Annotated in this window: 10 protein-coding genes; 7 read left to right on the forward strand and 3 right to left on the reverse strand. The window is 62.7% G+C overall.

Features of this window, described 5'->3' with window-relative positions; all coding sequences use genetic code 11:
* Positions 1-245 precede the first annotated feature (245 nt).
* From AC04SF_RS09250 to AC04SF_RS09265, 4 genes are all read left to right on the forward strand, one after another.
* Entirely contained in the window at positions 246-1,898 is a 1,653-nt protein-coding gene (locus tag AC04SF_RS09250; protein WP_096447594.1) for an ABC transporter substrate-binding protein, read from the forward strand.
* Between the two features lie 226 nt (positions 1,899-2,124).
* Positions 2,125-3,159 carry an ABC transporter permease gene (locus AC04SF_RS09255; RefSeq protein ID WP_096447592.1) on the forward strand — a complete coding sequence of 345 codons (1,035 nt, stop codon included), beginning with the start codon at positions 2,125-2,127 and terminating at the stop codon, positions 3,157-3,159.
* Between the two features lie 12 nt (positions 3,160-3,171).
* A complete protein-coding gene (locus tag AC04SF_RS09260; RefSeq protein ID WP_096447590.1) occupies positions 3,172-4,329 on the forward strand; it encodes an ABC transporter permease in 1,158 nt (385 codons plus the stop codon).
* 48 nt (positions 4,330-4,377) lie between these two features.
* Positions 4,378-6,696 (forward strand): dipeptide ABC transporter ATP-binding protein, encoded by a 2,319-nt coding sequence (locus AC04SF_RS09265; protein WP_488477531.1) that lies wholly within the window; start codon positions 4,378-4,380, stop codon positions 6,694-6,696.
* Between the two features lie 12 nt (positions 6,697-6,708).
* Here the strand turns inward: AC04SF_RS09265 and AC04SF_RS09270 are convergent, their stop codons facing one another.
* Positions 6,709-7,299, reverse strand: a complete 591-nt coding sequence (locus AC04SF_RS09270) for a transglycosylase SLT domain-containing protein (RefSeq protein ID WP_488477532.1) — start codon at positions 7,297-7,299, stop codon at positions 6,709-6,711.
* Between the two features lie 217 nt (positions 7,300-7,516).
* Here AC04SF_RS09270 and AC04SF_RS09275 point away from each other — a divergent pair, with 217 nt between their 5' ends.
* Both AC04SF_RS09275 and AC04SF_RS09280 read left to right on the forward strand, forming a co-directional pair.
* Positions 7,517-9,055: a trimethylamine methyltransferase family protein gene (locus tag AC04SF_RS09275; RefSeq protein WP_488477533.1), complete on the forward strand. Its 1,539-nt coding sequence runs from the start codon at positions 7,517-7,519 to the stop codon at positions 9,053-9,055.
* A 244-nt stretch (positions 9,056-9,299) separates the two neighbouring features.
* Positions 9,300-11,726 (forward strand): GcvT family protein, encoded by a 2,427-nt coding sequence (locus AC04SF_RS09280; RefSeq protein ID WP_488477534.1) that lies wholly within the window; start codon positions 9,300-9,302, stop codon positions 11,724-11,726.
* Positions 11,727-11,748: 22 nt separating this feature from the next.
* On the opposite strand, the gene AC04SF_RS09285 is transcribed toward AC04SF_RS09280, so the two are convergent.
* A complete protein-coding gene (locus AC04SF_RS09285; protein WP_488477535.1) occupies positions 11,749-12,141 on the reverse strand; it encodes a DoxX family protein in 393 nt (130 codons plus the stop codon).
* Between the two features lie 202 nt (positions 12,142-12,343).
* Here AC04SF_RS09285 and AC04SF_RS09290 point away from each other — a divergent pair, with 202 nt between their 5' ends.
* A complete protein-coding gene (locus tag AC04SF_RS09290; RefSeq protein ID WP_488477536.1) occupies positions 12,344-12,832 on the forward strand; it encodes a hypothetical protein in 489 nt (162 codons plus the stop codon).
* Between the two features lie 45 nt (positions 12,833-12,877).
* Here the strand turns inward: AC04SF_RS09290 and AC04SF_RS09295 are convergent, their stop codons facing one another.
* The gene (locus AC04SF_RS09295) at positions 12,878-13,654 is read right to left on the reverse strand and encodes a VOC family protein (RefSeq protein WP_488477537.1); all 777 of its coding nucleotides are present in this window, start codon (positions 13,652-13,654) and stop codon (positions 12,878-12,880) included.
* Positions 13,655-13,673: the final 19 nt, after the last annotated feature.

Consider the following 13,673-nt stretch of genomic DNA (forward strand, 5'->3'; position numbering starts at 1 on the left):
CCTCACCATGGCCGAGACTGGTGCTGTCGTAACTGGTCTAAATGTCTCAGTTTAATCGCCAAAAAGAGATTTAGGCGAAATCTGGGCGCACTAGCAAATTTGCGTCAAGACTGTCGTTATCACGCGAACCGCCCCCCTTCCAAAGTTGCACATTCGCTAACATGTTCCCATCCCACGCTGTCTTTGACATCATGGCGTGGATGCGGAATGTTAAAAGGCGGAAAGCCAACAATGGGAGTTAAGTCATGACGATCTACAAGAGTAATGGCGATCGCGTTCCGGATCACATCCTGGCCATGGCCGAAGAAGCCAAGGCAGGCAATGTGGACCGCCGCGAATTTCTCGCGATGGCCAGTGTTTTCGGCGCCTCGACGGCCATGGCCTACGGCCTGCTCGGCCTCGCCGATCCGACGCCGGCCAAGGCAGAGGACGTGAAGGGCAAGAAAGGCGGCACGCTGAAGGTCGCGCAATGGATCAAGGATCCGAAGGATCCGCGCAAGGCCGACTGGTCGGAAATCGCGGATGCCGAGCGCCAGGCGCTCGAGCCGCTGGTCAAGTACACCACCGAATACACGTTCCGTCCCTATCTCCTGGAAAGCTGGGACGTCAATGACGACGCCACCGAATACACGCTGCATGTGCGCAAGGGCGTCACCTGGAACAACGGCGATGCGTTCACCGCCGACGATGTCATCTTCAACCTGAAGCGCTGGGCCGACAAGAAAGCCGAAGGCAATTCCATGCCCGGCCGCCTCGGCTCGCTGGTCAAGGACGACAAGCTCGACGAAAGCGCAGTGACCAAGAAGGACGATCATACGGTCGTGCTGAAGCTCACCAAGCCCGACATCGCGCTCATCCCGAACATGTGCGACTATCCCGGTCTCATCGTCCACAAGAGCTTCGATGAGAAGGGTGGCGATTTCAAATCCTGCCCGATCGGCACCGGACCGTTCGAACTCGTCTCCTACGATGTCGGCCAGAAGGTGGTCTATAAGCGCCGTGCCGACGACAAGTGGTGGGACGGCGAGGTGTTCCTCGACGGTATCGAGTTCATCGACTACGGCACCGATCCGGCTGCCATGGTCAGTGCCTTCGAAGCCGGCGAAGTGCACACCAACTTCGAGACCTCGGCCGACTACGTGTCGATCCTCGACGGCATGAACCTGGTGAAGTCGGAAGTGGTGACCGCGGCGACCATCGTCTGCCGCACCAACATCAAGAACAAGCCCTACGACAACCAGAAGGTGCGTCAGGCGCTGCAGCTCGGTGTCGACAACGCCGTCGTTCTCCAGCTTGGCTACGGCAATGCCGGCACTGTCGCCGAGAACCACCATGTCTGCGCCATTCATCCGGAATATTTCGAACTGCCGAAGATCAAGCGCGATCCGGCCAAGGCGAAGGCACTGATGGCGGAAGCCGGCCAGGCCGACTTCGAGCACGAACTGATCACTGTCGATGAGGACTGGCACAAGAACACCGGCGACGCCATTGCCGCGCAATTGCGCGACGCTGGCATCAAGGTGAAGCGCACCGTGCTGCCAGGCTCGACGTTCTGGAACGACTGGACGAAGTATCCGCTGTCGATGACCAACTGGAACATGCGCCCGCTCGGCGTCCAGGTTCTGGCCATCGCCTACCGCACCGGCGAAGCCTGGAACGAGGCAGCCTGGTCTAATCCCGACTGGGATGCCAAGCTCAACGCAGCGCTTTCGGTCGCCGATGCCGCCAAGCGCAAGGAGATGATGAAGGATATCGAGCAGATCCTGCAGGATTCCGGCATCATCATCCAGCCGTACTGGCGCAAGCTCTTCAGCCACTCGGTCAAGGCGGTGCAGAACTACAAGATGCATCCGACCTATGAGCACGACTACGGCAAGGTCTGGCTCGACGAGGCCTGATCCGGATCGAAGGGGGAAGGGGCGCCGCCCCTTTCCCCTCGTTCTCTTGCAGCGATCTGAAGCCGCGAGTGTGCACTGCAAAAAAATTGCGGACTCCCCGGACAAGGTCATGCAATAAATCAGGCGCTGATTGCATCCGAGGGCCTGTCTGACAGCCAGCCCGCCGGCAACGGTGGACAAGGCTTGGAGCCGGCTCAAACCCCAACCCCGTCGGCAGGGGGCCGCCATGCTTTCTTTCATTATCAGGCGTCTCGGCACCATGGCATTGACGATGCTGTGCCTGACGATGATCGTCTTCTTCCTGATCAACCTCGAGCCCAATCTGAAGAAGCTGGCGATCAGCCAGACCGAAATGCACACATCGGCCGAGCAGCTCGAGAGCTGGCTGGTCGAGCATGGCTACCGGCAGAATTTCTTCATCCGTTACGGCCAGTGGCTCGGCGTCCTGCCCAAGCAGCCGGTGACCGATCCGGCGACCGGCAAGCCGGCGCAGCGCTTCACCTTCTGCAACGATCCCGTGGTGCCGACTTTCGCCGGCGTCCTGGAAGGCGATTTCGGCTGCTCGACCAAATTCAAGGCGACGGTGGCCTCCAAGCTGTTTCCGGCACTTGGCGCGACCGGCATCCTGATGTTCTGGGTGCTGGCGGTCATGGTTCCGATCTCGCTCCTGATAGGCATCCTGGCCGGCATGCGCGAGGGTTCGCGAACCGACCGGGTGCTGTCCGTCGCATCCATCGCCTCGACGGCGACGCCTGAATATGTGTCGGGGGTCATCTTCACCGTCATCTTCGCCTCATGGCTCGGCTGGCTGAACGGGTCGGCGGCGTCCGCCAGCCAAGGCATCACCTTCTACAACTTCACGCTGCCGGTGATGACGCTGGCGATCTACGGCATCGGCTATATCGCGCGCATGACGCGTGCCTCGATGGTCGAGGTCATGACGCAGCAATATATCCGCACTGCCCGGTTGAAGGGCCTCTCCTTCGGCAGTGTGGTGGTCAAGCATGCGTTGCGCAACGCGCTGATCGCGCCTTTCACGGTCATCATGCTGCAGTTCCCCTGGCTGCTCACCGGTGTCGTCATCGTCGAGGTGATGTTCCGCTACCAGGGCTTCGGCTACACGCTGGTCGAAGCTGCCGGCAACAACGACATCGACCTTTTGCTTGGCTGCTCGCTGGTCTCGGTGTTCATCGTCTTGATCACGCAGCTCATTTCCGATGTCGGCTACGCGTTTCTCAATCCGCGTATCAGGGTTCAGTAGGGGACGAAGCGGATGCAGGTCCAATATATCGGCGCCTTTACCATCATCCTCGAAGTGCTTTCGCGCTTCTGGCCGGTGTGGATCGCGCTCGTCATCGTCATGGGGGCGAGCTTCGCCTACAAGAAGAAGCTCGCGCTCTACGGCCAATTGTTCGACAGCGGCGTCGGCATAGCGGGTGTCTTCATCTGCCTGTTCTGGCTGTTCACGGCGATCTTCGCCTCGACCATCTCGCCTTTCGATCCGCTGGCGCAGATCCCCGCCATGAAGGACACGCTGCCCGGCGCCATCGAGCCGCAATCGGGGCTGGTCTATCTGTTCGGCGGCGACAAGCTGGCCCGCGACGTGTTTTCGCGCATGGTCTATGGCAGCCAGATCGTGCTGATCATCGCTCCGGCGGCGACCGGTTTCGCGCTCATGGTCGGCATCACGCTCGGCCTGCCGGCCGGCTATTACGGCGGCAAGATCGACACCGTGCTGTCGTTCCTGGCCAATCTCGTGCTGGCCTTCCCGGTCATCCTGTTGTTCTACCTCCTGGTGACGCCGGGGATCATGGACACGCCGATCCCCTACGCGCTGGCCGGCGTCTTCTTCCTGTTTCCGATCATTTTCTTCTGCGTGCTGTTCTGGACACGCTTCAAGAACCGGCCGGACCGGATCTACATCCTGCTCGGCCTGACGCTGATCATCGGCGGCTGGATCTACCTCGGCCTTGTCTTCGACAGGGACCCGCTGCACATCGTCCACATCGACCCCAACCAGTTGAACATCTTCGTGGCGGTGGTGTTCGCCTCCAGCCCCGGCGTGTTCCGCATCGTGCGCGGCCTGGTGATGGACATCAAGACACGCGACTATGTGGCGGCGGCGCAGACGCGCGGTGAATCGCCCTGGTACATCATGCTGTGGGAGATCCTGCCCAATGCGCGCGGACCGCTGATCGTCGATGCCTGCCTGCGCATCGGCTACACGACGATTCTGCTCGGCACGCTCGGTTATTTCGGCCTCGGCCTGGCGCCGGAAAGCCCCGACTGGGGCACGGCGATCAAGGATGCCAGTCGGCTGCTGCGTTCCTTCATCCACCCGGCGCTGCCGCCGACGATCGCGCTGATGTCGTTCGTGCTGGGCTTGAACCTGCTCGCCGACTCGCTGCGCGAACAATCGATGAAAGACTGATTGACGGGCTCTGGCCCGCATCTGGTAGAATTTGGATTGGAGCGACCCATGAACGAGGCAGTTCGAAATCCCGCAGAGCCGATCATCGAGATCGAAAACCTGTCGATCTCCTTTTTCACCCGCAAGGGCGAGATACCGGCCGTCATGGATTTTTCCTGCACGGTCATGCCTGGCGAAGCGATGGGCATTGTCGGTGAATCGGGCTGCGGCAAGTCGACCGTGTCGCTCGGCATCATGCGCGACCTCTCCAACATCGGGAAGATCGTCGGCGGCAAGATCAAGTTCCAGGGCAAGGACATGGGCGAGCTCTCCGACGAGGAGCTGCGCGCCATCCGTGGCAATAAGATCGCGATGATCTACCAGGAGCCGATGGCCAGCCTCAATCCGGCGATGAAGGTCGGCCAGCAGTTGATGGAAGTGCCGCTGATCCATGACAAGGTGTCGAAGGAAGAGGCCTACAAACGCTCGCTCGAAATGGTGCGCGCGGTCAAGCTTCCCGATCCCGAGCGCATGATGCGCTCGTACCCGCATCAGCTCTCCGGCGGCCAGCAGCAGCGCATCGTCATTGCCATGGCGCTGCTGTCGAAGCCGGCGCTGCTTCTGCTCGACGAGCCGACGACGGCGCTCGACGTGACGGTGGAGGCGGGCATCGTCGAACTGGTCAAAGGGCTGGGCGAAAAATTCGGCACGTCGATGATCTTCGTGTCGCACAATCTCGGCCTCATCCTGGAAACCTGCGACCGCATCACCGTGATGTATTCGGGCGAGGCGGTGGAGACCGGCAAGATCAAGGACGTGTTCGACCGGATGCGCCATCCCTATACGCAAGGGCTGTTCCGTTCGATCCCGCTGCCGGGCGCCGACAAGAACTCGCGGCCGCTGATTGCCATTCCCGGCCAGTTGCCGCTGCCGCATGAGCGGCCCAAGGGCTGCAATTTCGGTCCGCGTTGCCACCATTTCGTCGAGGGCGTCTGCAACGCCGCCGAAATCCCGATGATCGAGGTCGCCGGCCACGAGGGCCATTTCTCGCGCTGCGTGCGCTTCAACGAGATCGACTGGGAGGCGCTGCCGCCCGGCGCCAAGAAGGTCAATGAGCGCGTCGTGCCCGGCGCGCCGGTGCTCAAGATCGAGGATCTGCGGAAATACTACAAAGTCGGCGGCAGCGAGGTGTTCGGCTCGAGCGAGGGCCGCGTCGTCAAGGCCAACGAGACGATCTCCTTCATGGCGCGCGAATCCGAGACCGTCGCCATCGTCGGTGAATCCGGCTGCGGAAAGTCGACGCTGGCCAAGGTGCTGCTCGGACTAGAGACGGCGAGTTCAGGCACAGTCACGCTGGGCAACAAGCAGATCCAGTCGACCGGCATCGAGAGCCGCAGCGTCGAAACCGTGTCGTCGATCCAGATGGTGTTCCAGAACCCGTTCGACACGCTGAACCCCAGCCATTCGGTCGGCTCGCAGATCATCCGCACGCTTGAGAAATTCAACGTCGGCAAGACGGTCGCCGACCGCCGCAAGCGTATGCTCGAACTGCTCGACCTGGTGAAGCTGCCGCGCGCCTTCGAGACGCGCAAGCCGCGCCAGCTGTCCGGTGGCCAGAAGCAGCGCATCGGCGTGGCGCGCGCCTTTGCCGGCGATGCCAAGGTGGTGGTGGCGGACGAGCCGGTCTCGGCGCTCGACGTGTCGGTGCAGGCGGCGGTGACCGAACTGTTGATGGACATCCAGCGCAAGAACAAGACGACGATGCTGTTCATCAGCCACGATCTGTCGGTCGTGCGCTACATCGCCGACCGCGTCGTCGTCATGTATCTGGGCTACATCGTCGAACAAGGCACGACCGACCAGATCTTCGCGCCGCCCTATCACCCCTATACCGAGGCGCTGCTGTCGGCGATCCCGATCGCGGACACCAGCGTGGTCAAGAAGCACATTGTGCTGGAAGGCGACATTCCTTCGGCGATGAACCCGCCGTCCGGCTGCCCGTTCCAGACACGCTGCGGCTACAAGAAGCTGGTGCCGGACAATCTGTGCGAGACCAAGGTTCCGCCGGTCAAGCATCTCGGCGACGGCCATATGAGTCTGTGCTGGCTGGCCGACGACGTGCTGGCCAAGATGGAGCCGGTGATCAAGTTCGACAAGGAGCATGCGGCCCACGAGGGCGTGCCGGAAGATGCCCACGGCACTGGGCTGGGTTCGACAGGAACAGCGCCCAACCGGCCGCGTGGCAAATCGTCGACCGCGGAAGCGGACGCGATCGGCGATGCTGTGGAGCAGGGCCAGGCTGGGATGCGAGCCCGTCGCCACAAAGTAAGCGACGAGTCCTCCGAAACCGGTGTTAAAAAGCCGAAAGATACGACAAGGCGACACTGACCCGGGACGGCGCTAGTTTCCGCATTGCCGTAGCTGCGCGTCGTAGTCACGCGCCATCTTGTCGGTGGCCCGGGCGTAACCCTGCACGCCGGCGTCGCCACGATTGCCGCGGCCATAGGCGGTCCAGCCGAGATAGTAGGCGAGGTAGAGATTGTAGGTGTCGTTGCGCGCGACGCCGTAGGTATCTGCTGTCTTGGAATGATACCAGCCGACGAAATCGACGGCGTCGGCGAATTTGGTGCGCCGCGCCGCCCAATTGCCGGTTTCGCGCTGATATTGCGACCATGTGCCGTCGAGCGCCTGCGAGAAGCCGGTGGCCGAGGACACGTGCTTCCAGGGAATGAAGCCGAACAGCTTGGTGCGCGGCGGCCGGGCGTTGCTTTTGAAGCCGGATTCCTTGCGCACCGTCGCCATCAGCACCGGCACGGGGACGCCGTATGTCCGAGAGGCGCGTTCGGCCGCCGACTGCCAGTTGTCGAACCAGCCATCATTCTGGTCGAAGACGGCACAGACATTGTTGATGTGGCTGGGCGCGGTCGCGCAGGCCGAAAGTGCCAGCAACACGCCAACCGCTACAATTTTACTAAAACTCGACCTACGCATTGGATGAGCAATAGGCCGAAATCATAAAGGGAATCTTGCTGTCGCCGTTAACGCCTCGCCAGCGCGAGCGCTCGGGAAAATGCTGTATCGATATTCCGACGCCAAATGTCGCTTTTTATAAAGACGCGCTGTGAAAATGCCGCCTTGGCTAAAATCACGCCTGTAAACGGCGTATTTCTGACAGCTCGTCCGACCTGCCAAGGCTTTGATGCTTGGCATGAATGAACCAAGACGCAAGCGCGGCGCCGAGCGCACCAGCAACCGGGGGCCAGCGCCCATCCCACAACTGCCGCAAAGGCGCGTGACCAATCCCTATCCACCGATGGCGTTGCTGTCGCCCGACCAGATCGAGGCGATCCACCAGGCATCGATGCATATATTGGAAAATTTCGGCATCGAGGTAATGAGCCCGAGGGCGCTGTCGCTGTTCGAGAAGGCGGGTGCTGTGGTTGATCACGCCTCGGCGAATGTCCGCATCGATCGTGGCATGGTCGCCGAGGCGCTGAAGACGACGCGGTCCAGCTATACGCTGACGCCCCGCAACCCGTCCAACACGATCTATCTTGGCGGCAACACCATCAATTTCACGCTGGTTGCCGGGCCGCCCAATGTGCATGACATGGAACGCGGCCGCCGCGCCGGAAATTTGCGCGACTATGCCGATCTCACCCGGCTGGCGCAGCATTTCAACTGCGTCCACATGCTCGGCAACCAGGTCTGCGCGCCGGTCGAGCTGCCGGCCAATTCGCGCCATCTCGACACCTACTTCACCAATCTGACGCTGACCGATAAGAGTTTCCATGTCTCGGCGATCGGCCGGGGCAGGGCGCTCGACGGCATCGAGATGATGGCGATCGCGCGCGGGCTGACGCTGGACCAGATGCGCGACGATCCGGGCATCGCCACCATCATCTCGGTCAACTCGCCGCGCCGCTTCGACGAGATGATGGCCGAGGGGCTGATGACCATGGCCGAATTCGGCCAGTCGGTGGCGGTGACCCCGTTCACGCTGATGGGAGCGATGAGCCCGGTGACGCTGGCGGGTGCCTTGGCGCAACAGAATGCCGAGGCGCTGTTCGGCGTCGTGCTGACGCAGCTGGTGCGGCCTGGGGCGCCGGTGATGTATGGCGCCTTCACCTCCAATGTCGACATGAAGTCCGGCGCGCCGGCCTTCGGCACGCCGGAAAACACCAAGGCCAACATCGCCTCGGGGCAATTGGCGCGGCGCTATGAGCTGCCTTACCGGACAACACCCGGCTCGGCCTCCAACGCGGCGGACGCGCAAGGCGCCTATGAGACGCTGATGGCGCTGTGGGGCGCGGTGCTTGGCCATGGCAACCTCGTCTATCATGCCGCCGGCTGGCAGGAGGGCGGGCTGACGGCGTCGTTCGAAAAATTCATTATCGATGTCGAGATGATCCAGCACATGATGGAGTTCCTGCGACCGATCGTGGTCGACGAGGCGGAGCTTGCCGTCGAGGCGCTGGGCGCGGTGCCGACCGGCGGCCATTTCTTCGGCGAGCCGCACACGCTGGAACGTTACACCACCGCCTTCTACCAGCCGATGCTGTCCAACTGGCAGAATTACGAGGCCTGGCAGGAGGCCGGTGGGCTCGATGCGACAGCGCGCGCGACGCGGCTCTGGAAGAAGGCGCTGGAGGACTATGTCGAGCCGGCGATGGATATCGCCGTGCGTGAGGCGCTGGAGGCCTATGTCGCCAGGCGCAAGGAAGCGATCGGGCAGGGCGAGCCGTGAGTTCTTTAGCGTCGGCGCGCGGCACCCCTCTCTGCCCTGCCGGGCATCTCCCCCTCAAGGGGGGAGATCGGCTGTTACATTTGCTTTCGCCAATCGCCAGCGTTGAAAGGTGGGCAGCTAGGTTGCCACTGCTAATCTCCCCCCTTGAGGGGGAGATGTCCGGCAGGACATAGGGGGGTGCCTGGCGCTTCCCGTGCCGATTCATCTCGCCAATCCAACACACTGAATTAACGAGAAAAACCTCATGAAATCGCATGCAAAGGTCGTGGTCATCGGCGGCGGGGTCGTCGGGTGTTCCGTGCTGTTCCATCTTGCCCGCCATGGCTGGACCGACGTGGTGCTGCTGGAGCGCGACGAGCTGACATCCGGCTCGACCTGGCATGCGGCGGGCGGCATGCACACGATCAATGGCGATCCCAATGTCGCTAAGCTGCAGAAATACACGATCAGCCTCTACAAGGAGATCGAGGAGCTGTCTGGACAGGCAACCGGCGTGCACCTGACCGGCGGCGTGCTGCTCGCCGCGACCGAGGCGCGGCTGGACTGGCTGCGCGGTGTCGTCGCCAAGGGCCGCTATCTCGGCATCGACCTGGAAGTGATCTCGCCGAACGAGGCGGCTGAAATCATGCCGCTGCTCGATCCCAAGCAGTTCGTCGGCGCTGTCCGCAACAAGGAGGATGGCCATCTCGATCCCTCTGGCGTCACCCACGCCTATGCCAAGGCCGCGCGAAAACTCGGCGCCGAGGTCGAGCGCTTCACCAAGGTCGAGGACATTGTGCGGCGGCCCGACGGGCTGTGGCACGTCATCACCAACAAGGGCGAGGTGGTGGCTGAACATGTCGTCAATGCCGGCGGCCTGTGGGCGCGCGAGGTCGGCCGCATGGTCGGGCTCGAACTGCCGGTGCTGGCCATGGAGCACATGTACCTGATCACCGAGGACATGCCGGAAGTCGCCGCCTGGAACGCCAAGACGGGTACGGAGATCATCCACGCCGTCGATTTCGACGGCGAGCTCTATCTGCGCCAGGAACGCGGCGGCATGCTGATGGGCACCTACGAGAAGGCCAACAAGCCGTGGTCGGAACACCAGACACCATGGAATTTCGGCCATGAACTGCTCGAGCCGGACATCGACCGCATCGCGCCGTCGCTCGAAGTCGGCTTCCGCCACTTCCCGGCTTTCCAGCACACCGGCATTAAGCAGATCATCAACGGGCCCTTCACCTTCGCGCCCGACGGCAATCCGCTGGTCGGGCCGGTGCGCGGCCTGCCGGGCTTCTGGGTCGCCTGCGGCGTCATGGCCGGCTTTTCACAGGGCGGCGGCGTCGGGCTGGCGCTGTCCAACTGGATGATCGAGGGCGACCCCGGCGCCGACATCTGGGCCATGGATGTGGCGCGCTATGGCGACTGGGCGACGATGGCCTACACCAACGCCAAGGTGCGCGAAAACTATTCCAGGCGCTTTTCGATCCGCTTCCCCAATGAGGAACTGCCCGCCGGACGGCCGCTGAAGACGACGCCGGTCTACGATCTTCTGTCGGCCAAGGGTGCGCAGTTTGGCGTCGCCTATGGGCTGGAAGTGCCGCTCTGGTATGCGCCGGAAGGCATCAAGGACGAGTTCTCCTGGCGGCGCTCCAGCGATTTCACCCATGTTGCAAGCGAGGTTGCGACGGTCCGCGACGGCGTCGGCCTGGCGGAGATTTCGAGCTTTGCCAAATACAAGGTGACGGGCGAGGGCGCTGCTGCCTGGCTCGACCGCCTGCTCGCCTGCAAACTGCCGAAACCCGGCCGCATGACGCTGGCGCCGATGCTGAAAGAAGATGGCAGACTGATCGGCGATTTCACGCTGGCCAATCTGGGCAGCGATGGCTGGTTCCTTGCCGGCTCCGGCATTGCCGAGCAGTACCATATGCGCTGGTTCGAGGCGCATCTGCCTGGGGACGGTTCGGTCCAGATCGAGGCGGTGGGCGCGAAACTCACCGGCCTTGCGATCGCGGGGCCGAAGGCGCGGGAGGTGCTGGCCAAGGTCAGTCGCGCCGATGTTTCGAACGCGGCGTTTCCCTTCATGGCGGTGGCTAGGATGGATATCGGCATGGCGCCGTGCCTGGTCGGCCGCGTCAGCTACACCGGCGATCTCGGTTACGAGATCTGGGTGGTGCCCGAATATCAGCGCGCGGCCTATCATGCGCTGATGGCGGCGGGCGAAGAATTCGGCATCGGCCTGTTCGGCTCGCGTGCCCTGAATGCGCTCAGGCTGGAGAAGAATTACGGCTCATGGGGACGCGAATACCGGCCGATCTACGGGCCGCTCGAAGCCGGGCTCGACCGCTTCGTCGCCTATGGCAAGGAGGCGGACTTCATCGGTAAGGCGGCGGCGCTTGCCGAGCGCAAGCAAGGCGGCAAATTGCGGCTGCGTGCCTTCATTGTCGATGCAGACGACGCCGATGTCATCGGCGACGAGCCGATCTGGTTCGGCGGCGCGGTACGCGGCTGGGTGACGTCGGGCGGCTACGCGCATCACTCGAAAAAGTCGGTCGCCATCGGCTATGTGCCGAAGGAGATCGCCGATGAGAGCGACGGCTTCGAGATCGAGCTGCTGGGCAAGCGCCTTGCCGCGCGCATCCAGGCGGCGCCGCTGTTCGATGCCAATTTCGAACGGATGCGAGGGTGAGGGCTCACCCCCGCATGGGGCATCAGGCCTTGCTGCGATTGTCCAGCGCGAAGGCGCCGGCGCCGGCGAAGACCAGATAGAGGAAGATGAAGCAGAAGGAGATCGCCGCGTCGCCGCCATTGTTGGCCGGGAAGAAGTCGCGCGGGTAGTGTGCCATGAAATAGGCGATCGCCATTTCGCCGGCCAGGAGGAACGCGACGGGCCGAGTGAACAGGCCAAGCGCCAGCAGGATGCCGCCGGCGAATTCGAGGATGCCGGCGGTCGCGGTCAGCCCGTTGAGGGCGTGAGGCTCGGCGCTGATGGGGAAGTTGAACAGTTTCTGGCTGCCATGCTCGATAAACTGCAGCGCGGTCATGATGCGCAGCACGCCGAGCGCCTGCGGTCGGTATCGGAAGAGGCCTTCGAAAAGCTTCATCTAAAACTCCATTTTCACCCTCCCGATCCGGCCATAGATTGTTGCCCGGCGATGGACCATTCACTTCCCATGGCGTGCCATCAACAATCGGTGATTGGCAATGTTTCCCGGTATGCCCTTTGATATTGTTCTCGCTTGGGTTGCACTTGTATCGCTATGGTTGTAGCAATATGGACACTCTGAACATGTGGGTTCCCTTGCCATGAAAAAAGCCGTCATCAGCCTATTCGCACTCCTTGCAGGTACCAGCTTCGCCATGGCGGAGGACGCCGGCTGCGAGGCCTTCAAATGGCCGGTGACGCGGGAACAGGCGCTGTTTGCCGCGGCGCCTGCCACGCCGGCTGGAGCGGAGCTGGCGGTGGGCGCTGCCGCGGATCTGGCATTGGTCCCGGCGGAGAAAGCTGGTTTTACCCTGCCGCCCGAGCGCGCGCCGGCGGAGGGCACGTTCGGCGCCGTCGCCAGCGTGGAGGTCCCGGCCGAGGGGGCCATTCAGATCAGCCTGTCGGGTGAGGCCTGGGTCGATGTCATCCAGAACGGCAAGGCCATCAAGTCGGCGGGTTATAGCGGCGTGAAAACCTGCCCGGGCATTCGCAAGAGCGTGCGCTTCAAGCTCGCAGCCGGACCGGCCATCGTCCAGTTCAGTGGCGCGAAAAAGCCTGAGCTGAAGGTCGCGGTGCTGACGCCGGAGTAAGGCGGCAGGCAAGGCCGTCGCTTCGTGTCAGCGGTGATTTTGCCGTCAGCGCACCGGCGCCATCAGCGCGAAATGCGCGCCTTGCGGGTCCTGGCATTGCACGATCCAGCTGCCGCCGGGCACTTCCATCGGCCCCATCAGGATCTTGCCGCCACTGTCGGTGACGCGTTTTGCGGCCGCGTCGATGCCGGTGACGTTGAAATAGAACTGCCAGACCGGGGCCGGGATTTGCGCAGGCTTGTTCATGATGCCGCCGCCGGATTCGGGGCCGGCCGTAAACGTCTGGTAGGTGCCCATCGGGCCCATGTCGAAATCACCGGCATTGGCCCAGCCGAACTGGCCGGAATAGAAGTCGAACGCGGCCTTCCAGTCGCTGGTGTACAGCTCGTGCCAGCCTATATGGCCAGGTGTGCTGGCCGGCACGACAGGCTGGTCGGGGCCGTTCGGCTGCAGGAGCATAAAGGTCGCGCCCTGCGGGTCGGCGACGACGGCAAAGCGGCCGACGCCCGGAATATCGCTGGGTTCACGGTGGATGCCACCGCCGGCCGCCTTCAAGGCTTTCGTCGAGGCGTCTACGTCCTTGGTGTGGATGTAACCAAGCCATGCGGGCGGCATGCCCATCTTGGCGGCGTCCTCGGGCATCGTCATCAGGCCGCCGACGCCACGCTCGCCAACATTCATGACGATGTAGCGCGGCATGCCGGGCGCCTTGTCGAAAGGCTGCGCCGTCCAGCGGACGACCTTGGTGTAGAAGGCCTCGGCGGCGTCGAGGTCTGAAGTCATCAGCTCGTACCAGAAGAAGGGCATCGGGGATTTCGGCATGGTCGGTCTCCTCACGGTT

This window comes from Mesorhizobium sp. CNPSo 4671 (genome assembly GCF_057784245.1).